The 19,762-nt window shown below is 72.8% G+C and carries 14 protein-coding genes; 6 read left to right on the forward strand and 8 right to left on the reverse strand.

All coding sequences use genetic code 11. The features are described 5' to 3' along the window. Positions 1–17: 17 nt before the first annotated feature. The 5 genes from VKA29_RS11535 to VKA29_RS11555 form a co-directional block, all read right to left on the reverse strand. Positions 18–1,241, reverse strand: coding sequence for a PP2C family protein-serine/threonine phosphatase (locus VKA29_RS11535; RefSeq protein WP_324785277.1), 1,224 nt, complete (start codon positions 1,239–1,241; stop codon positions 18–20). Positions 1,242–1,428: 187 nt separating this feature from the next. Continuing rightward, complete coding sequence (locus VKA29_RS11540) at positions 1,429–2,352, reverse strand: LysR family transcriptional regulator (RefSeq protein WP_324785278.1); 924 nt, start codon at positions 2,350–2,352, stop codon at positions 1,429–1,431. Positions 2,353–2,578: 226 nt separating this feature from the next. Then, the gene (locus VKA29_RS11545) at positions 2,579–3,718 is read right to left on the reverse strand and encodes an NAD(P)/FAD-dependent oxidoreductase (RefSeq protein ID WP_324785279.1); all 1,140 of its coding nucleotides are present in this window, start codon (positions 3,716–3,718) and stop codon (positions 2,579–2,581) included. Beyond that, complete coding sequence (locus VKA29_RS11550; RefSeq protein ID WP_324785280.1) at positions 3,715–3,903, reverse strand: ferredoxin; 189 nt, start codon at positions 3,901–3,903, stop codon at positions 3,715–3,717. The genes VKA29_RS11545 and VKA29_RS11550 overlap by 4 nt, the downstream gene beginning before the upstream one ends. Then, complete coding sequence (locus VKA29_RS11555) at positions 3,900–5,072, reverse strand: cytochrome P450 (protein ID WP_324785281.1); 1,173 nt, start codon at positions 5,070–5,072, stop codon at positions 3,900–3,902. The genes VKA29_RS11550 and VKA29_RS11555 overlap by 4 nt, the downstream gene beginning before the upstream one ends. A gap of 232 nt (positions 5,073–5,304) precedes the next feature. Between VKA29_RS11555 and VKA29_RS11560 the strand changes: the two genes are divergently transcribed. The 6 genes from VKA29_RS11560 (at position 5,305) to VKA29_RS11585 (ending at position 12,202) form a co-directional block, all read left to right on the forward strand. Further along, the gene (locus tag VKA29_RS11560; RefSeq protein ID WP_324785282.1) at positions 5,305–6,279 is read left to right on the forward strand and encodes a phosphotriesterase; all 975 of its coding nucleotides are present in this window, start codon (positions 5,305–5,307) and stop codon (positions 6,277–6,279) included. A 50-nt stretch (positions 6,280–6,329) separates the two neighbouring features. Then, positions 6,330–7,283, forward strand: coding sequence for a phosphotriesterase (locus tag VKA29_RS11565; protein WP_324785283.1), 954 nt, complete (start codon positions 6,330–6,332; stop codon positions 7,281–7,283). A 52-nt stretch (positions 7,284–7,335) separates the two neighbouring features. Next, a complete protein-coding gene (locus VKA29_RS11570) occupies positions 7,336–8,460 on the forward strand; it encodes an NAD(P)/FAD-dependent oxidoreductase (protein WP_324785284.1) in 1,125 nt (374 codons plus the stop codon). A gap of 5 nt (positions 8,461–8,465) precedes the next feature. Further along, complete coding sequence (locus tag VKA29_RS11575) at positions 8,466–9,389, forward strand: alpha/beta hydrolase (protein WP_324785285.1); 924 nt, start codon at positions 8,466–8,468, stop codon at positions 9,387–9,389. A gap of 110 nt (positions 9,390–9,499) precedes the next feature. Next, positions 9,500–10,441: an MBL fold metallo-hydrolase gene (locus VKA29_RS11580; protein WP_324785286.1), complete on the forward strand. Its 942-nt coding sequence runs from the start codon at positions 9,500–9,502 to the stop codon at positions 10,439–10,441. Positions 10,442–10,462: 21 nt separating this feature from the next. Further along, positions 10,463–12,202, forward strand: a complete 1,740-nt coding sequence (locus VKA29_RS11585) for a CocE/NonD family hydrolase (protein WP_324785287.1) — start codon at positions 10,463–10,465, stop codon at positions 12,200–12,202. Between the two features lie 231 nt (positions 12,203–12,433). Here the strand turns inward: VKA29_RS11585 and VKA29_RS11590 are convergent, their stop codons facing one another. From VKA29_RS11590 to VKA29_RS11600, 3 genes are all read right to left on the reverse strand, one after another. Beyond that, a complete protein-coding gene (locus tag VKA29_RS11590) occupies positions 12,434–13,774 on the reverse strand; it encodes a jacalin-like lectin (protein WP_324785288.1) in 1,341 nt (446 codons plus the stop codon). Positions 13,775–14,319: 545 nt separating this feature from the next. Then, positions 14,320–17,457 (reverse strand): FAD-binding and (Fe-S)-binding domain-containing protein, encoded by a 3,138-nt coding sequence (locus VKA29_RS11595; protein WP_324785289.1) that lies wholly within the window; start codon positions 17,455–17,457, stop codon positions 14,320–14,322. Positions 17,458–17,760: 303 nt separating this feature from the next. Further along, on the reverse strand, positions 17,761–19,452 hold the full coding sequence (locus tag VKA29_RS11600) for a hypothetical protein (protein WP_420718471.1): 1,692 nt from the start codon (positions 19,450–19,452) through the stop codon (positions 17,761–17,763). Positions 19,453–19,762: the final 310 nt, after the last annotated feature.

Below are 19,762 nucleotides of genomic sequence, written 5' to 3' on the forward strand. Positions count from 1 at the left end.
CTCTGTGCGGTCCTGGATCACGGCGGCCGTCCCGATCGGTGGTCCGGTGGTTCCGCAGGGGCGGAACGCGCCGGGCCGGACGGTCGGCCGAGGTGGTGGCCGGGGTGGTGGCCGAGGTGGTGGCCGGGGTGCGGGGCGGGGGTGCGGCGGATGGCGATGAGGGCGACGTCGTCGGCGAGGCGTCCGGCGGTGTGGGCCAGCAGGTCGTGCCGGATGTGGTGGATGAGGGCCTGGGGAGTGCTGCCGGTCCACTGGGCGGTGCGCTGCGCGAGCGGGTAGAAGACGCCGTCCCGGTCCCGGGCCTCGACCACCCCGTCGGTGTACAGGAGCAGAGTGTCCGCGGAGCCGAACGGCAGCACGTCGAGGGCGCGGTCGCCGGGGTCCGTCATGCCGACCCCGAGCGGGGGAGCGGGGGTGAGGTCCGGGACGGTCACGGCGTTGCCCGGTCCGAGCAGCAACGGGGCGAGGTGGCCGCAGCTGGTCATCCGGACGACGGGCTCGTCGTCGGGGATCTCCAGCAGGAGCGCGGTGACGAAGCGTTCGCCCGTCTCCTCGTCGGGTTCGAAGTCGGCGAGGTAGCGGGTGATGCTCCGCTCCAGGGCGGCGGCCAGTTCGGGCAGGGCGGCGTGCTGGTGGGCGGCCTCGCGGAAGGCGCCGAGGAGGAGGGCGGCCTCGCCGATGGCGGACAGGCCCTTGCCCCGCACGTCACCGATCATCACGCGGGCCGCGCCGTCGGTGCGGGCGGCGGCGTAGAGGTCGCCGCCGATCTCGGCCTCCTCCTCGGCGGCCAGGTAGAGACAGGCCAGTTGCAGGGGTCCGAGCCGGCTCGGCAGGGGCCACAGCAGGACGTGCTGGGCGGCCTCGGCGACCGACCGCACCTGGGCCAGCTGGCGTCTGTGCCGGTCGCGCACCGCGCACAGGACCACGATCAGGGAGGTGAGCACCACCAGGGCGGCCACCTGCACGATCACGTGCCGCGAGGACAACTGGCCGGAATGCCAGCCGATGAACGCCTGGGCCGCCACCGCCAGGGTCCCGACGCCGCCCGTGGTCCAGGGGCCTGCGAACCAGGCGGTGAGCGCGGGCGCGATCACCAGGAGGGGGCCGAGGACGATGTCGCTCGGGGTCACGATGTCCGCGACCGTGATCAGGGCGATGAGCGCAACCGGAATCAGCAGCAGCGTCTGGCTGGTCTGCCACGGCTGCCCGAGGCCGGCGAAGCGTCGCTGCCCGGAACCCATGCCCTCCAGGGTGCACCGCCGCGCACCGGCTTGCGAACGTGGCCGGGCGGCGCTTCGCCCCGTTCCCGCGCCCACCGCCCTCCCGTCGGCCGCGGTCACGGGGCCGAAGGGCCTTGGCAGACCGGTCCCGCCGGGTCGGCCACCGAGGCCACCGCCCGTGTCGGGAACGGCGCCCAGTGACGCCGCGTCACGGACGCGCGGCCGCGTCGAACAGCAGACCCCTCAGCCATTCGGTGAAGTACCGGTCGGTCAGGCGGGGGTTGAAGACCATGTCGATGCCGAGGCCGGGGAGCGGGAAGGGGAACTCCTCGATGCGCAGGTCGGCGAGGTCGCGCATGGTGACGGCGACCCGGTGGCGGAGGAGGGCCACGCCGCCCGCGCGGGCGACCAGGTAGGGGACCAGCAGGAAATCGGAGATCAACTGGCCGACGCGGTAGGGGATCTGCCGTTCCTCCAGCGCCGAGTAGGGGAAGACCCGCCGGTCGGTGTCGACGACGACGTGCGGCTGGGTGGTCAGCAGGTCGAGCGCGCTCGCGTCCGGGGGTGTGTCCGGGGAGGCGATCACCACCACCCGGTCGTTGTAGAGCCGTTCGCGCGGGTACGGCGAGAAGTGTCCCTCGGAGACGAGGACGACGTCGACGCCCATGTCGGTGAAGGTGGCCTCGGTCGGCACCGTGATCGTGCGCACGCGCAGCGTGGTGTGCGGGGCGCGCTCGGCGACGAGCCGGGCCAGCCGGGGGCCGACGACGAACGCGGTGCTGGTCGTCATGGCGGCCGTGATGACACGCTCGTCCGTGGCGGGGTCGAAGCAGGGGAAGTTCACCACGCGCGCCGTCTGCTGGAGGGCGCTGCGCAGCGGCGTGATCAGCTCCAGGGCGCGCGGGGTCAGGGTGACACCCGCTCCCTGCCGGACGACCAGGTCGTCGCCCAGCAGGCGCCGCATCCGGGTCAGCGCGTGGCTCATCGCCGGCTGGGACAGGCCGACCCGCTGCGCGGCCCTGGTCACCGAACGCTCCTCGAGGAGCGCGAGGAGGGGCACCAGCAGGTTGAGGTTGACCGACGCCAGCCGGTCGAGCCCCGAACCGGTGGCGCCCTCTCCGTCGTCGCCCATGCGGAAAACCCTACGCGGCGGCCCGCACGGCTGGCTGTCCGGCGGCCTGTCCTGCGGTCCGCACGGCGGTCCGTACGGCGGCCCGCACGGCTGGCTGTCCGGTGGTCCGTACGGCTGGCTGTCCGGCGGCCTGTCCTGCGGTCCGCACGGCTGGCTGTCCGGCGGTCCGCACGGCGGCCTGTCCGGTGGTCCGCACGGTCGCCTGTCCGGCGGTCCGCACGGCCGCCTACGCCGCGCGGGTCATGCGGCGCAGCCGCGGGATCGGGATGCGGTGGATCAGCGCCGCGGCCACATCCGTGCCGTCCGCGTGCGACCAGCGCATCAGCGCCGGGCCGCCGCCGGGCCCGCCGTCGACGTACTCCGGCTCCCCGGCCGGCGGCAGGTGGCCCACCGCCTTGAGGGTCAGCCCGAACTGCTCGGTCCAGAAGTACGGCTGGAACTCCAGCGGCGGCGCCTGGTCGCCGTGCAGAAGCGCCCGCGCGGCGACCTTCGCCTGCTCGATCGCGCTGCTCCACAGCGGGACGCGGCGCAGGCCGGAGGCGGTGGGGAAGGCCGCCAGGTCGCCGACGGCGGCGACCTCGGGGCGGACCAGCCCGCGGGAGTCGACCGGCACCGTGCCGTTCACGGTGAGGCCCGTGTCCGCGAGCCACTCGGTGTTGGGCACGTCCCCGACGGCGCTCAGGAGCACCTCCGCCTCCAGGACCGCGCCGTCGTCGAGGACGACCCGGGCGTCGCCCGCACGCCGTTCGAACCGGGCCGACCCGGTCTCGACGACGGTGAGGCCCTTGTCCAGCGCGGCCTTGACGAAGACCTCGGCGAGGTGCGGACCGAGCTGGACGATCAGCGGCAGCCCCTGGGAGACGAGGGTGACCCGGCAGCCGGCGGCCAGGCAGCCCGAGGCGATCTCCATGCCGAGCGGGCCCCCGCCGACCACGACGACCGACGGCCGGGCCGCCAGCAGGCCGCGCAGGGCCAGCGCGTCGTCGAGTCCCCGCAGGGTCAGCTCCTCGGGCAGGCCGGACAGCCGCCGGGCCCGGGAGCCGGTGGCGAGGACGACGCGGTCGTAGGGCAGCGCGGCGCCGTCGTCGAGGGTGACCAGCCGGCGGTCGAGGTCGAGTCCGGTCGCCCGTACGCCCAGCAGCTCGGTCGCCCCGTGGCCGGCCGGCGGCAGCTCGTGGGACGACATGTCGTCGCCGTCGAGCAGCAGCGCCTTCGACAGGGCCGGGCGGCTGTAGGCGGGGTGCGGCTCGTCGCCGACGATGGTCAGCTCGCCGTCGAAGCCGGCGTCGCGGAGGGTGTCGGCCGCGGTGAGCCCGGCGATCCCGTTGCCGACGACCACGACGCGGCCGATCGTGCCGGCGCTCATACGATCCTCAGCGCCGCGACCGGACACACCCGGGCGGCGGCGTTCGCCGCGACGGCGTCGGCCTCGCCGATCTCCTCGCGGTCGATGACGAGTTCGCCCTCGTCGTCGAGGTGCATGAGCTGGGGCGCGGCCTCCTCGCACAGGCCGTGGCCCTCGCAGCGGGGGCGGTCGAGAACGATCCTCATGCCGGGATCACCTCCAGGACGGGGAGCTGTTCGATGCTCCGGGTGATGTTGCTGGGTACGCGGACCTCGGGTCCGACGACGAGGCGGCCGACGCGCCGGGAGAGCGCCTCGATCACGGCGTGGGCCTCCAGACGGGCGAGTCCCTGGCCCGCGCAGCCGTGCGGGCCGTAGCCGAAGGACAGGTGGTCGACCGGGTTGCGCTCGACGAGGAAGGCGTCCGGGTCGTCGTAGTGCCGCGGGTCGCGGTTGCCGGCGCCGAGCAGCACCGCGATCTGCGCGCCGGCCGGGATGACCGTGCCGTCGACCTCGACGTCCTTGGTGGCGCGGCGGCCCCAGGCGTTGACGGGGGGCCAGAAGCGCAGCACCTCGTTGAACGCGGCCGGTACCAGCGAGGGGTTCGCGCGGACCAGGGCGAGCTGGTCGGGGTGCGCGGCGAACAGGGCGACGATGTTGCCGATCGCCGCGATCGTGGTGTCGACGCCGGCGCCGAGGTACTGGTGGATGATGTGGCCGGCGGTGTCCGCCGGGATGTCGCCGCGCGCCTCGGCGTCGAAGATGCCGCGGCCCACCGACCCCTCGGCCAGGTCGTCGGCCGTGACCTGGGAGCACCAGCCGTAGAGCTCGCCGGCGACGGGGAAGCTGTCGGCCGTGCGCTGGTTCATCGGGCCGATGACCTGCATGGCGGCCTGGCCCCAGCGCAGCATGTTGTCGCGCACGTGGCCGGTGAAGCCGATCAGGTCCGCGACGACCTCCAGCGGGAAGGCGCGGGCGAGGGCGTCGATCGCCTCGAAGGAGCCCTTGTCGACGAGTTCCGCGACGAGCGCGTCCGCCTTCTCCTCGATCCGGACCTTCAGGCCGCGCAGGGCGCGGGGCGAGAGGTTCTCGGTGAGGGTGGCGCGCAGCCGGGTGTGCGCCGGGGGGTCGGAGGCGAGCGAGGTGCCGGTGAGCGCCTCGTTGGCCATCGGGTTGAAGGCGATGGACGTGGAGGAGAACGACTCCCAGTCCGCGAGGGCGCCGCGGACGGCGTCGTACCGGGTCAGCGCGTAGACGTCGTTCGCGCGGAGGTGGACGACGGTGCCCTGCTCACGCAGCTCGGCGTAGGCGGGGTACGGGTCGAGCAGGACCTGGTCGGCGAAGAGGTCGATGTCGGAGGTGGGTGGGGTGCTCATGCCGCCCCAGTGAAGTGGCTGGCCTCACACGCATCAAATGAATGATTCGCATGGCGTGACATGCATGACCTGCATGTTCTCGCGCGGTCCGGAGAGGCCGCCGACTTCCCTCTGACTATCAGTTCAGTGTTTTTTCTTGGTGTTCATTTCATTGACGGCATGTAAACCGAATCGCTACGGTGGCCGCAGCCACTGGGTGCTGAGCACCCCACCCCGGACACGTGAGGCAGGCATGAGCGGCAAGAGCAACACCGTGAACACCGTCCTGGGCCCGGTGCCTGCTGAGGAGCTGGGCGCCGTCGCGGTCCACGAGGCGCTGCTCTCGGTGGTTCCCGGCGCGGAGTACGCCTTCGACATCACCATCGACCGCGCCGAGATCTTCGAGACCCTCGCCGCGAAGCTGACCGACTTCCGCGCGCACGGCGGCGGCACGGTCGTCGACAGCACCGGCATGTTCCACGGCCGCGACGTCCGGCTGTACGAGGCCCTCTCCCGCACGACCGGCGTGCACATCGTCGCCTCGACCGGACAGGGCCCGGAGGAACTGCTCGGCGGCTACTTCCGCACGCCGCAGACCGACCCGCCGACACCCTGGCCGGCCGAGAAGTTCGCCGACCTGTTCACCAAGGAGATCACCGAGGGCATGGTGGTCCCCCGGGTGGAGCGCCGCGCCGCCGCGGGCCTGGTGGCCACCACCGCCACCCGCGAGGGCATGACCGCGACCGACGAGAGCCTGTTCCGCGGCGCGGCCCGCACCGCCCTGGCCACCGGCGTGCCCGTCTCCCTCCGCTACGGCGCCGACGCCCTCCACGACCTCGACGTCGTCCTGGACGAGAAGCTGCCGGCCGACCGCGTCGTCGTCGGCGGACTCGACCGCGAGGACGCCGTCGCCGCCGGCGCGCCCCTGGAGGTCGCCCGCCGCGGCGCCTACGCCGCCCTCGACCACGTCGGCGTGGAGCACGACGACCACGTCACGGACGCCGAGCGAGCCGCCCTGGTCGCCGGCCTCGTCCGGGCCGGCTTCGGCGGCCGGGTCCTGCTCTCCAGCAACGCGACCGGGGTGGCGAAGGGCCACCCCGCCAACGACCTGCCGTACAGCTACGTCCTGACCGCTTTCGTCCCGCTTCTGAAGGCGCAGGGCCTCGGCGACGAGGACGTGCGGCGGATCCTCGTCGCGAACCCCCGCGACCTGCTGTCGGTGCGCTGAGCCGCGCAGCGCGAACGACCGTCGAGTCTCTTTTCCCAAAGGTGAGTGTTGTGTCGAGAGTGAACACCGTGCTGGGGCCGATCCCGGCGGAGGAGCTGGGTCTCGTGGCCATCCACGAGCACATCGGCTACGGCATGCCCGGCTCCGAGCTGGACACGCAGTGGTGGAAGACGCCGGAGCAGCGGTACGAGGAGACCGTCCCGAAGCTGCGGAAGTTCCACGAGTACGGCGGCGGCACCTTCGTCGACGCCACCGGCATCTGCAACGGCCGTGACGTCGACCACTACAGGTCGCTGTCCGCGAAGACCGGCGTGCACATCGTCGCCTGCACCGGCTTCGTCGGCGGCGACACCGCCCTGCACCACTTCGCCCGGGCCGACGTGGACTACCTGACCCGGCAGTTCGTCCACGAGATCACCGTCGGCATCGGCTCCACCGGCAGCCGGGCCGGCGTGATCAAGGTCGGGGTCAGCCGCGGCGGCCGGATGACGGACCTGGACAAGCGCATCTACCGCGCCGCCGCGCGCGCCGCGCTCGCCACCGGCGTGCCCGTCCTGACCCACCTCGCGATCGACGCCGAGAACGCGATCGCGATCTTCGGCCAAGAGGGCCTCCCCCTGGACCGTGTCCTGTTCGGGCACGTCGACGACGGGGTGAACGCCGACAAGACGCGCGACGTCTGGATCGCCGAGCAGGGCGGCCGCATCGGCTTCGACACCTTCGGCTACGAGACCGAGCTGCCGGACCCGCCGTTCTGGGCCCGCCCCCGCAAGGAGCGGCTCGACCACTTCCTGCGCTTCGTCGGCGAGGGCCGGCTGAAGCAGGTGCTCGCCTCCGCGGACGCCAACTGCTCCCCGCTGGGCTGGCCGGGCGTCAAGGGCCACACCGTCAACTACATCTTCGAGGACCTCATCCCGGACCTCCGCGCCGCCGGCCTCGACGAGACCGCCATCAAGACGATCTTCGTCGACAACCCTGCCGACTTCCTGACCCTCCAGAGCTAGCACCAGAACCTGACCCTCCAGAGCCGGCACCAGAAGCAGAGAGAAGCACCCAATGCAGACTTCCGACCTGAAGAACCTGAAGATCGCCATCGTCGGCGCGGGGTACGCCGGCGCGGCGTCGGCCAAGGCCCTGAGCCTGCTCGGCGCCGATGTCGACGTCTACGAGCAGGCGGGCCAGATCCGCGAGGTCGGCGCCGGCATCGGTCTGCGTCCCTCCAGCATGGACCGGTTCCGCCAGTGGGGGATCTTCGACGCGATCGCGAAGGTGAGCTCGCCGAGCGACTACTTCGAGATCCTCACGGCCACCGGCGACCCGATCATGAAGGACACCTGGCCGGAGATCGACGACTTCGCCGAGGAGACCAAGACCCACCTGGTCCACCGCGGGGACTTCATCGAGGCCCTCCTGGGCGTGCTCCCCGAGGGCATGGTGCACCTCGGTCACAAACTGGAGAGCGTCCAGGACAAGGGCGACAGTTCCGTCCTCACCTTCGCGAACGGCAGAACCGTCGAGGCCGACCTGGTCGTCGGAGCCGACGGCATCAAGTCGGTGGTGCGCCAGAACCTGTTCAGCGACAAGGCCCCGGTGTTCTCCGGTGAGCACGCCTACCGTGCGGTGATCTCCGTCGACGACGCCCACGGGATGGTCGTCGACGACAACCTGCGGATGTACATCGGCCGCGGCACGAAGATCTACCTGCTGCCGCTGCGTCACCGGGGCCAGGTGTCGTTCGACGTCACCACCCTGTGCGCGGACGGCTCCTGGTCCCCGGCGGCCACCAAGGACGACCTCATGGCGGCGGTGCAGGGCTTCGACGAGCGCCTGGTCAGCATCGCGCGCGAACTCGACATGAGCGCCGTGAACATCCGCGCGGTCTACGACATCGACTCGGTCGACACCTGGCACTCGGACTCCGTCGCCCTCGTGGGCGACGCGGCCCACTCGATGCTGCACCACCAGGGCCAGGGCGCGAACTCGGCCATCCTGGACGCCGGCGGGCTCGCCGACGCCCTGCGCGAGGCGGACTCCGTGAAGGAGGCGCTGGCGCTGTACCAGGCCACCCGCAAGCCGATGACCGACGAGCTGCAGCGCATCTCGCGCCAGGGCTGGACCGAGGACGAGATCAACGACGTCTTCCCCGGTCAGAAGCCCGCGGCCCAGCAGCCGCAGGACTGACGCCCATGCCGCTGCATCCCGAGATCGCGAAGATCCTCGCAAGCCTGCCGGCCCCGCCCGAGGGTCCGCTCGACCCGGTCGCCATGCGCGCCGCGGACGAGGCGCACGTCGCCCCGCTCGCGGAGCGGCTGCCGCTGCACGCGGTCGACGACGTGACCGCGCGGACGGCGTCGGGCGACGTGCCGGTGCGGATCTACACCCCGGACGAGGCCGACCGCCACGGCGTGCTGGTCTACTTCCACGGCGGCGCGTTCTTCCTCGGCAGCCTGGAGACGCACGACCACGTCGCGCGGTCGCTGGCGAAGGAGACCGGACTCAAGGTCGTCTCCGTCGGCTACCGCCTGGCGCCGGAGGCCGCCTTCCCGGCCGGTCTCGACGACTGCTGCGCGGTCGTGCGCTGGGCCGCCGAGCCGGACGCCGGCCTCGGCTGGGACGGCACGACGCTGGCCCTCGCCGGCGACAGCTCCGGCGGCACCTTCGTGGCCGCGGTCGCGGCCAGGGCGCACGACGACGGCTTCGACCGGATCACCCACCAGATCCTGTACTACCCCTCCCTGGACCTGGACTTCGACGCCGGCCGCTACGCCTCGCTGCGGGAGAACGCCCAGGGCTACGGCCTGGAGACGGCCGGGCTGAAGCCGTTCAACGCCTTCTACCTGGACAGCGGCGCCGATCCCGCGGACCCGCTCGTCTCGCCGGTCAAGCGGGCGGACCTCAGCGGGCTGCCGCCCGCCCTCGTCGTCACCGCGCAGTACGACCCGCTGCGCGACGAGGGCGAGTTGTACGGCCGGCGGCTGCGGGAGGCCGGAGTGGAGGCGACGGTGAGCCGGTACGAGGGCGCGGGCCACGGATTCGTGCAGCACTTCTCCTGGATCCCGGAGTACCACCGGGTGTTCGAGGAGACCCGCGACTTCCTCCGCCGGCGCTGACCCGGCGACCTCGCAGGTGATCAGGCAGGTGATCACGCAGGTGATCTCGTAGGCGATGACGAAGGTGATCTCGTAGGCGACCACGCGATCACGCGTTCAGAAAGAGAGCCATGACGCACGCAGTCGACATCCAACCCCTGGTCTCGCCCTGGGGGCGGTTCGGTCTCTACAGCTTCTTCATCGACGCGCCCGAACCGGCCGTCGTCGACACCGGGATCGCCTCCTCGCCCGCCGAGGGGATGGCTCCCGCGCTGGAGGCGATCGGGCGGCGCGTCGAGGACGTGCGCTGGATCCTGCTGACCCACGGTCACATCGACCACGTCGGCGGGGCGCACGCCCTGTGGGAGCTCACCGGCCGGCGTGCGCGGGTGGTGATCCACGAGGCCGACGCGCCGATGCTCCGCTCGCGCCGGGCCCACGTCGAGGAGTACCTCGCCGGACGGGGCCGGTACCTGCGCGACCCCGAGGGCGAGGCGAAGGTGACGGCCGCCGGGCAGGCCGTCATCTCCGGCGAGATGGAGCCCTCCCTGCTCGTCAGGGGCGGGGAGACGCTCTCCCTCGGCGGCGGCGTCACCGTCTCCGTGCACGCGATGCCGGGCCACACACCCGGATCGGTCGCCTACGTGGTCGACGGTCAGCGGTCGGTGTTCGTCGGCGATGCCGTGCAGGTCCACGGGGCCGCCAACGGCTTCCCCGGCTACACCGACCCGGCCGCCTACCGCGCCGGCCTGGAGTACCTGCGCGACGAGATCCGCCCGCGCCACCTGTACCTGGGACACCCCTACCGTCGCGCCGACGGGACCCCGTACGGCGTGGAACTCGACGCCGCCCAGGCCCAGGAGGCCATCACCCAGAGCCTCGCGGTCGAGGGCCGGGTCGGCGAGGCAGCCTGCGGCTGCCTGCGGGCCGGGCTGCGGGAGACCGACTCGGCGTACTCCCCGTTCGCCCCCGTCGCCGAGGAACTCGGCTACACCGGCGACCCCACGCTCGAACCGTCGCCGTTCTTCACCTCGATGCACGGCTACCGCACGAGCCTCGACCAGAACTTGTGACACAGGAGCTTTTCGACACCCATGAGTGAGTTTCAGCAGATTCAGGCAGGCGGCCGGCGGATCGCCGTCCGCAAGGACCTCCGGGTGCCGATGCGCGACGGTGTCACGCTGGCCGCCGACACCTACGGGGGCGTGGACGGCACACGGCGGCCGGCGCTGGTGGCGCTGAGCCCGTACGGCAAGGAACTGCAGGCCCTCGCGCTCACCACGCCGCCGCAGCGCCGGCCCAGTCCGATGTGGGACGGGTGCATCGAGGCCGGCGACATCGCGCGCGTGGTCGAGGAGGGCTACGTCCACGTCATCGGCGACCTGCGCGGTTCCGGCGCCTCCGAGGGCGAGCACATCGGCAACTACAACGCCGGCGGGGTCCCGCTCGGGCAGGACGCCCACGACTTCATCGAGTGGGTCGCGGCGCAGCCGTGGTGCGACGGCAACGTCGGCATGATCGGCATCTCCTACTTCGGCTCGATGCAGGTGCTGGCGGCGGCCGAGCGGCCCCCGCACCTGAAGGCGATCTTCGTCAGCGGCGGCCACTACGACTTCTACGAGACCACCTACCACGGTGGCGTCATGTGGTTCATGCCGCGCGCCGCCCGCGAGGGCCGCGGCGGCGACTCCGGCTGGGCGTTCACCGACGGCGTCAAGTCCCGCATGCTGGAGACGTTCTCGCCGGAGGAGATCAAGGAGCGCGTCGCCGAGCGGCTGAAGGACCCGGACGTGGCCGCCTGGCCCAATCTCGTCCATGTGCTCAACTACCCGAAGAACCACGAGGCCTGGTTCGACATCGTGATGAACGAGGTCGACGGCGAGTGGTACGAGGAGCGCAACCCGGTCACCCTCGCGCCGAACATCGACATCCCGGTCTGGCTCCAGATCGACCAGGGCCGCGGCTGGACGCTGGACGGCACCATCGAGCTGTTCAACTCGCTGAACGGCCCGAAGAAGCTGGACATCGGCCCGTACCCGCCGATGCAGTCGCGCCCCTTCATCGAGGAGCACGACAAGATGTTCCGCTGGTACGACTACTGGATCAAGGGTATCGACAACGGCGTCATGGACGAGCCCGCCGTCACCGTCCACGTCGAGGGCTCGCGCGAGACCGTCACCGGCGCCCAGTGGCCGCCGAAGCCGGTCGAGTACCGGTCGCTCTACTTCCGCCCGCGCCGCAAGCTCTCCTTCGAGCCCGAGCCGATGGGCGCCGAGTACGCCGCCCCCGACGGCTTCTACCAGGCGCCGCTGACGGTGACCGACAAGGTGGAGATCCTCAGCTGGAGCACGGAGCCGTTCACCGAGCCGACCGAGATGATCGGCCCGGGCGCGGCGCACCTCTTCGCCGAGATCGACCAGCCCGACACCAACTTCGTCCTGCGCATGTGGGACGAGGCCCCCGGCGGCGGCCGGCAGCTCATCACCACCGCCTACCTGAAGGCCTCCCACCGCGAGCTGGACGAGGAGCGCACCACCGAGGGCGACCCCTACCACCCGCACACCCGCGCGGTGCCGGTCGAACCGGGGAAGACCGAGGAGTACGTGCTGCGGGTCTACCCGTTCGCGGCGACGTTCCTGCCGGGCCACCGGCTGGTCGTGGAACTCTCCAACGACGAGCCGCTGACCGACGCGCACAATGCCCTGCTGCCGCCGGACGCCTTCCACCTGCCGGTGGGCCGCCCCGTCACCCACAAGATCTACCGCGACGCCGCCCACCCGTCCCGCCTGGTCCTGCCGTTCACGACGACCACGGCCACGGAGACGAACGGGTAGCGCGCCGCGGGCGACCACCCGCGGGGGCGCGCGGGTGAAGCGCCTTCCGCCGAGGACGGCCGGGCCTCGTCCAGGGCCCGGCCGCTCAGCGCGGAAGGCGCTTTTCGCATGCCCCGGCCTGCCTGCCGCGGTCAGAACGGTTTAGGGCGCGGCCACGTACGCGTCGGTCACCGTGTCGGTTGTTCCGCGTGATCCTTCCGCGCGCCCGGCCGCGCCCCGCGTCCGGGCCGGTCAGCGCTGGGTGTAGATGAACCCGATCTTGTCGACCTCGTCGCCGGTCCGGCCGTGGAACCCGGCGATCTGCCAGCCGGAGGGGGCGGTGCGGGTGACGCAGTCGGAGGTGGTCGAGCCGCCGGCCAGGGTGCGGCCGAGGCTGGTGGTGAACCTGGCGTAGAAGATCCTGGTGTGGCCGTCCTTCACGCCCTGGCACAGGTAGGCGGTGGTCAGGTACTCGCCGCTGCCCAGCGTGAGGGAGGACGCGGTGCCGCCGGTGCCGCCGTGGGTGAGCGTGGTGCCGCCGCTCAGGGTGACGCTCAGCTGGTCGACGCGGGAGCCGGCGCGCAGGCCGACGGTGGTGGCGCGCGCGCCGGCCGGAACCTTGTCGATGTCGGTGAAGTAGTCGCCGTGCGGGCCGCCGAACTGGTCGCTCAGCCGGTAGGCGGAGTCGCGCGACCAGGAGAAGCCCACCGCGACCGGGTCGTGGTCGGAGAGCATGAGCCCGTCGTCGGTGAGGAAGCCGGCGTGCTTGTTGCCGTAGGAGGTGGCGTTCAGCGAGACGAGCCTGCTGCCGCGGTAGAGGACCTTGTCGACGACCTCGCAGGTGTCGGGCACCGTCGGCTGGGACTGGTCGCACACCAGGGCGTCGCTGCCCTTGGCGGGCGGGGTGCCGTCGCGGACCAGCTGGACCCAGGCGTCGGTGAGGCCGTTGGCGGCGGCGAACTCGGCGATCGTGTCGCCGGTGCGCGTGTAGCGGGTGTTGGTGTCGCCCATCACCACGACCGCGTTGCCGGCGGAGTGGGTCGCGATGAAGCCGCTGAGCTGGTTGAGGTTGTCGGCGCGGGAGGCGAGGTCGCCGTCGTTGGTGCCGGCGTTGGTGTGGATGTTGTAGAAGTCCACGTAGACGCCCTCGGCGAGGCGCACGCGCATGAACGTGAAGCCCTTGGGGGTGAGGCAGTCGCCGGAGTCGTACTGGCAGGAGTTCCAGCGCACCCGCTCGAAGTCGTCCACGTCGTAGGGGATCTTGGAGAGGGTGTTGAGCCCGCTGCCGATGCCCGCGCCGCCGCTGGTGGGGGTGCGGTAGGCGTGCGAGGTGTCGCCGGCGTAGAGGGCGGCGTGGTAGTTGAAGTCCTCCTGCACGTGCACGATGTCGTACGGCGCGATGCGCTTGCCGATCTCGGTGGTGGCCGGCTCGCGGGGGGCCGGCGCGCTGGACAGGCTCTCGGGCAGGCCGGCCACGTTGTAGCTGAGGACGCTGAAGGCACCCGCGTCGGCGGCCGCCGCTGAGGGGGCGGCGGCGGTTATCCCGCTGAGGACGGCGGCTGCCGTGGCCAGACAGGCGAGGAGTCTGCGCATGGGGAGTCTCCTGAGCGGCGATGGTGGGGACATGACAGAAGTGCGCAGGGCAGAACTTACCGCCGGTTACCCCTAGTCCGGGGGATGTTCGGGTTACCTGTGAGGGGCGGTCGGGTGTCCCGCCGACTTCCGCCGACTTCCGCCGACTTCCGTCGTCTCCCGCCGCCCACTCGCCGTCACTCGCCTTCCCTTGCGGGCGAGTTGGCGCTTTCGGGCGCGTTCCGCGCCTCAGCGGTGGGCCGTCACCGCGGGCCTGGCGTCGCGGTGACCGCGTCGGACGGCGCACGGAGCACAGCCTGCGGCCGCCGCACGCGCACGCCGCACGCCGCACGCGGCACGCGGCACGCGGCACGCGGCACGCGGCACGTCGCACGTCGCACGCGGCACGCGGCACGCCGCACGCCGCACGCGGCACGTCGCACGTCGCACGTCGCACGCGGCACGCGGCACGCGGCACGCCGCACGCGTACGACGGCCGACGCGCGACGCGAAGCGCGCGACGCAAGGCATGCAGCGCACCGCGCACGTCGCGTCGCGGCCCGGGCTCAGCGCCGTACCCCCGGTCGCACCCCCAGCCGTACTCCCGCCGCGGCGATTCCGGCGCCGGTCAGGCCCGCGGCGGCGAGCACGGCGGCCTTGGCGCGGCGGCCCGGGGGGGCGGGGCGGGCGCCGGGGGCGACGGCGTAGGCGCTGCCGTGGGCGTCGGCGGGCAGCGCCGAGGCCAGCAGCTCGGCCACGTGCACGGCCTCGTGCCCGCCGCTGTCCAGCTCGTGGATCTGGGTGCGGCAGCTGAAGCCGTCGGCGAGGGCGACGGTCTGCGCGTCGGCCTCCCGCAGCCGGGGCAGCAGCACCCGCTCCGCGCACGCCGTGCTGACGTCCAGGTGGCCGCGCTCGAAGCCGAAGTTGCCGGCCAGCCCGCAGCAGCCGGACTCCAGTCGCTCGGCGTCCACCCCGGCCCGGCGCAGCAGTTCCTGGTCGGCGTCCCAGCCCAGCACCGCGTGCTGGTGGCAGTGCACCTGCGCCAGCGCCCGCGCCGACCGCTCCGGCACCTGGGGCGGCTCGTAGCCGGGGCTGTGCTCGGTGAGCAGCTCGGCGAGCGTCACCGTCTGAGCGGTCAGCCTGCGCGCGTCCTGGTCGCCGGGGAACAGCTCGCCCAGGTCGGAGCGGAAGACGGTGGTGCAGCTCGGTTCGAGGCCGACGACCAGCCCGCCCGCCCGGACGTGCCCGGCGAGCCGGCGTACGGTGCGGGCCAGGACGCGTTCGGCGACGCCGAGCTGCCCGGTGGAGATCCACGTCAGCCCGCAGCACAGCGGCTCCCGTGGCATCTCCACCCGCCAGCCCGCGTGCTCCAGCAGATCCACCGCGGCCTGCCCGATGTGCGGGTGGAAGAAGTTCGTGAACGTGTCCGGCCACAGCAGCACGCTGCCGCGCCGGCCGTCGCCGTTCCGCTCGTGGCGCCCCGCGAACCACTGCCGCAGCGTCCGGTCCGCGAACAGCGGCACCTCCCGGTCCTCGATCCCCGCCACCGCGGCGGCCGCCTTCGACAGCGGCGGCGTGTGCGTGAGCGCGTTGACGGCCGGCCCGAGCCGGGCCCGGCCGACCAGCTGCGCGACGACCGGCAGCCAGCCCAGGGACAGGTCCGAGCGGGGCCTGCGCCACGGCCGCCCGCGGTAGTGGTGCGACAGGAACTCGGCCTTGTACGTGGCCATGTCCACGTCGGCGGGACAGTCCTTCTTGCACCCCTTGCAGGCGAGGCACAGGTCGAGCGCGTCCTTGACCGCCTCCGACCGCCAGCCACCCGACAGCGCGCTGTCCCCGTGCCCGTCGAGCATCTCGAACAGCAGCCGCGCCCGCCCCCGCGTGGAGTGCTCCTCCTCCCGCGTCACCTGGTACGACGGGCACATCACCGAACCGCCCTGGTTCGTCAGCTGCCGGCACTTGCCCACGCCCACGCACCGGTTGGCGGCCTGGGCGAACGACCCGCCGTCGTGCGGGAAGCGGAAGCGCAGGTCACGCGGGTCGTGCGGGGCCCAGTCGCCGCCCAGGCGAAGGTTCTCGTCCAGCCGGTACGGCGCCACGACCTTCCCCGGATTCATCCGGTCGCCGGGATCGAAGACGGCCTTGAGCCGCCCGAACGCCTCCACCAGCTCCTCGCCGAACATCCGCGGCAGCAGCTCGCCCCGGCTCTGCCCGTCGCCGTGCTCGCCGGAGAAGGAGCCGCCGAACTCGGCCACCAGGTCGGCCGCGCGCTCCATGAACCGCCGGTAGGCCGCCACCCCGTCCGCGCTGTACAGGTCGAACGGGATGCGGGTGTGCACGCAGCCCTGCCCGAAGTGGCCGTACAGACTGGGGCCGGTCTCGCTCTGGTACCCGAACTCCTCGAACAGGCCGCGCAGTCGGCGCAGGTAGTCGCCCAGCCGCTCGGGCGGCACCGCCGAGTCCTCCCAGCCCTCGAACGTGTCCGCCCGCCCCGGGATGTGCGCGGTCGCGCCGAGCCCGGCCTCGCGCACCTGCCACAACTCCTCCTCGTGGCAGGGGTCGTCCAGGAAGGCGACGTCGGCATCGTGCTCGGACTCGTGCAGTCCGGCCAGCATGCGGTGCGCCCGCTGCTCCGCCTCGTCGAGTGTGTCCGCACCGAACTGCACCATCAAGTACGCGCGCCCGGCGGGGAGTTGCGCCAGCGCCTTGGGGTTGAGGCGCTTGATCCGCTCGTCGCGGACCAGCCGTTCGTCGACGCCCTCCAGCGCGATCGGCTGGTACGGCAGGATCGTCGGCACGGCGTCGCCGGCGCGGTCGATGCTGGGGAAGCCGAGCACCACGAGCGCGCGTTCCGGCACCACCGGCACCAGTTCCAGCTCGGCCCGCAGTACCGTGACCAGCGTCGACTCGCTGCCCACCAGCAGTCCCGCCACGTCGAAGCCGTGCTCCGGCAGCAGCGAGTCCAGGTTGTAGCCGGAGACCCGGCGCGGGATGTCCGGGAAACGGCGGCGGACCTCGTCCGTGCAGGCGTCGCGCAGGGCGCGCAGCCGCCGGTAGACGGCGGCGCGCAGATCGCCCTGCCGCTCGATCTCGGCGTACTCCTCGTCGCTCGTCTCGCCGCACCAGAACCGGGTGCCGTCGTACAGCAGCACCTCCAGGCGGGCGAGGTTGTCCACGACCTTCCCGTACGCCTGGGCGGTCGCGCCGCAGGAGTTGTTGCCGATCATCCCGCCGATCGTGCAGTTGGCGTGAGTGGCGGGTTCGGGGCCGTAGCGCAGACCCGTGGGCGCGAGCTGCCGGTTGAGGTCGTCGAGGACGATGCCGGGCTGGACGACGCAGGTGCGGGTGTCCGGGTCGACGGACTCGACGCGGTTGCAGTACTTCGACCAGTCGATCACCACGGCCGTGTTGGTGCACTGCCCGGCCAGGCTGGTCCCGCCGCCCCGGGACAGCACAGGCGCGCCGTGCTCGCGCGCGACGGCCACCGCCTCGGCGGCCGCCTCGGGGCTGCGCGGCACGACCACCCCGATCGGCGTCTGCCGGAAGTTCGAGGCGTCAGTGGAGTACGCCGCCCGGCTCCCGGCGTCGAACCGCACCTCCCCGTCGACCCGCTCACGCAGCGCGGCCTCCAGCCGCGCCGGGTCGGCCGGGGGCGCCGCCCCGGGACGGCGGACGACGGGTCCGGGCAGATCCAGCGCGCCCATGGTCTCCTCCTTCGGTCGCCGGTGCGGTCACGGCAGAGGCCCGCCGGGTACCCAGCCCCGCCCGGCCCACCCGCGCCGCGACGGGCCGACTCGCGCGCCGCGGCCTTCCCGTCCCACGGCCTCCGGACCACCCGCTCTGCGGCCTCCCGGTCGGCCTCTGCGGCATCCCGGCTGCCGTTCCAGGGCGACCGTCTCCCGTTCTGTGGTGACCGTCCCTCGGCTGCGGTGTTCGGTCTCCCGTTCTGTGGTGACCGTCCCTCGGCTGCGGTGTTCCGCCTCCCGTCCTGCGGCGACCGTCTCCGCCTACGGCGTCCCGTCCCCAGCCCGTGCCGGCCGCAGCCGGATGTCCGTGCTCGACAGCGTCTGCGGCGTCGCCGTGAAGGCGCGCAGCCGGATCCGCACGCCCGGCGCGGGCAGTCGGAACCGCCCGCCGGACGGCCTGATCTCCATCCGTACGGTGCCGTGGGCGGGCACCGTCGCCGGCCCCCGCACCAGTGACCAGTACCGGCCCGAACCCTGGTCCGTGGTCAGCATGAAGTGGGGTGTCAGGGCGGTTCCCCCGGTGTTGGCGACCCGCACCGTCAGGCGCGACACGACGTCCGCCGAGACCCGCCGCACCGCGGCGACGCGCATCCGCAGCGGCGGCGACCCGGTGACCGCGAAGACCGCGCTCGCCGACGCCGGCAGCACCACCAGCACGGCCGCCGCAGCCAGCGCGGGACGCCGGTACGGCCCCGCCAGCGGCCGCGGCCGGGGCTGCCAGGCGCGGGCGAACTCCGAGGGCGGAGCGGTGACCGCGGCCGCCAGCCACAGCGGCGTCATCATCAGGTAGTAGCCGTCCTGCGAACGGGTCGCCAGGTAGAAGGCGCACCAGGGCAGGACGGTCGCCGCCGCGCCCAGACGGCGCGGGAACAGCACCAGCAGCGTGAGCAGCGCGGCGGCCAGCAGCAGACTCGCGTGCGCGTACCAGTCGATCCGGTCGCTGCCGTCGGTGAGGTACAGCGAGACGTCCACCAGGCCCTGCCCGTGCACCGTCGCCCCCTGCGTCAGCGGCAGCGCGATGCCGGTGAGCCAGGTGCCCGGCTCGCTCACCAGGAAGTACGTGTTCAGCAGCAGCCACACGGTCGCGGCGGCACCGGTGATCCGCAGCACCACCAGCGCCGCCGCCCGGCCGCCCAGTTCCCCCCGGCGCACCGCGTAGATACCGGCGAGCAGGAACGGCGCGAGGAACCAAGGCAGTTGCTGCGCCGCGCAGGCCGCGCCCAGGCATCCGGCGCGCATCACACCGGCCGGGCCGAGCCGTCCGCCCCGCCCGGTCCGCGGCCAGCCCACCACCACCGGCACCAGCAGCGCCAGCGCGGTGATCGCCGGATAGCCGAGGCGGGCGTACATGGGCAGGAAGCCGAAGCCCAGGCACACCATGGTCGCCGCCGGCCGCCACGGCACCGGCAGCATGCGCCACAGCACGACCGTGCCGGCGACGAGCGCGCCCGTGCTCACCGCCGTCGCCGGGGCGCCACCGTGACCCAGCCACAGCAGCGGCGCGGTGAGCAGCGGGACGAGCGGCGGGTAGCCGTAGGTGAAGTCGTAGCCGCCGGTCACCGTCGGGGTGAGCGCTGTGCCGTGACCGAACAGCCAGGGCCAGGGCTGCCCGTACACCTGGTGGCCGGCGACCAGTTCGCGGGCGGCCTGCGTGGTCAGCAGCGCCTCGTCGGAACCCCGGTGGTACATCACCCAGGCGCACAGGGCGAGCGTCACGGCGGTCGCCAGCACGCACAGGTCCAGCCGGGCCAGCGTGCGCGTCCGGCGCACCACCAGGGCCAGCACCCCGCACACCAGGACCGAGGCGTAGCAGACCGAGATGACGGCGGCCACGGCGAGCCGGTGACCGGCCGCCTGCGTCCACACCGACCGGGTGCCGATGAAGAGGCTGACGTCGGCGAGCAGGGTGAGGACACGGTGCCACTGGGCGGGGGGTTCCGGGGCGGCGGACACCGCCGACTGTGTCCGCCGGCCGGGTGTCACCGGCTTGGTCTCTGCCGTGTGCACGGCCCGGACGCTAGTGGGGCCCGGTGAACGGGGCGCGGGGGGAGGTGAAGAGCGTGGTGTGAGGCCGGTAAGAAGCCGCCATCGGGAATGAAAGGGGCATGACTGGTCGAGGATGAGGCGATGGTGCCGAATGCCTCCGAACGTTGATGAATACGCACGGATGCGGTCGCAGTGGCGTTCTGATGCTGCCGGAGCGGTCGCGGACCGTGTCGCTGTTGGGCCGAACGGGTGACTTGGCGTAAGAATTGGCTGGTGC

Origin of the sequence: Streptomyces sp. H51 (assembly GCF_035656535.1) — a bacterium.
In the GTDB taxonomy this organism is placed as follows: Bacteria; Actinomycetota; Actinomycetes; order Streptomycetales; family Streptomycetaceae; genus Streptomyces.

Coding starts and splice junctions, on each gene's coding strand:
- VKA29_RS11535 (WP_324785277.1), bottom strand. CDS start 1,241: ATGGGTTCCGGGCAGCGACGCTTCGCCGGCCTCGGGCAGCCGTGGCAG.
- VKA29_RS11540 (WP_324785278.1), bottom strand. CDS start 2,352: ATGGGCGACGACGGAGAGGGCGCCACCGGTTCGGGGCTCGACCGGCTG.
- VKA29_RS11545 (WP_324785279.1), bottom strand. CDS start 3,718: ATGAGCGCCGGCACGATCGGCCGCGTCGTGGTCGTCGGCAACGGGATC.
- VKA29_RS11550 (WP_324785280.1), bottom strand. CDS start 3,903: ATGAGGATCGTTCTCGACCGCCCCCGCTGCGAGGGCCACGGCCTGTGC.
- VKA29_RS11555 (WP_324785281.1), bottom strand. CDS start 5,072: ATGAGCACCCCACCCACCTCCGACATCGACCTCTTCGCCGACCAGGTC.
- VKA29_RS11560 (WP_324785282.1), top strand. CDS start 5,305: ATGAGCGGCAAGAGCAACACCGTGAACACCGTCCTGGGCCCGGTGCCT.
- VKA29_RS11570 (WP_324785284.1), top strand. CDS start 7,336: ATGCAGACTTCCGACCTGAAGAACCTGAAGATCGCCATCGTCGGCGCG.
- VKA29_RS11575 (WP_324785285.1), top strand. CDS start 8,466: ATGCCGCTGCATCCCGAGATCGCGAAGATCCTCGCAAGCCTGCCGGCC.
- VKA29_RS11580 (WP_324785286.1), top strand. CDS start 9,500: ATGACGCACGCAGTCGACATCCAACCCCTGGTCTCGCCCTGGGGGCGG.
- VKA29_RS11585 (WP_324785287.1), top strand. CDS start 10,463: ATGAGTGAGTTTCAGCAGATTCAGGCAGGCGGCCGGCGGATCGCCGTC.
- VKA29_RS11590 (WP_324785288.1), bottom strand. CDS start 13,774: ATGCGCAGACTCCTCGCCTGTCTGGCCACGGCAGCCGCCGTCCTCAGC.
- VKA29_RS11595 (WP_324785289.1), bottom strand. CDS start 17,457: ATGGGCGCGCTGGATCTGCCCGGACCCGTCGTCCGCCGTCCCGGGGCG.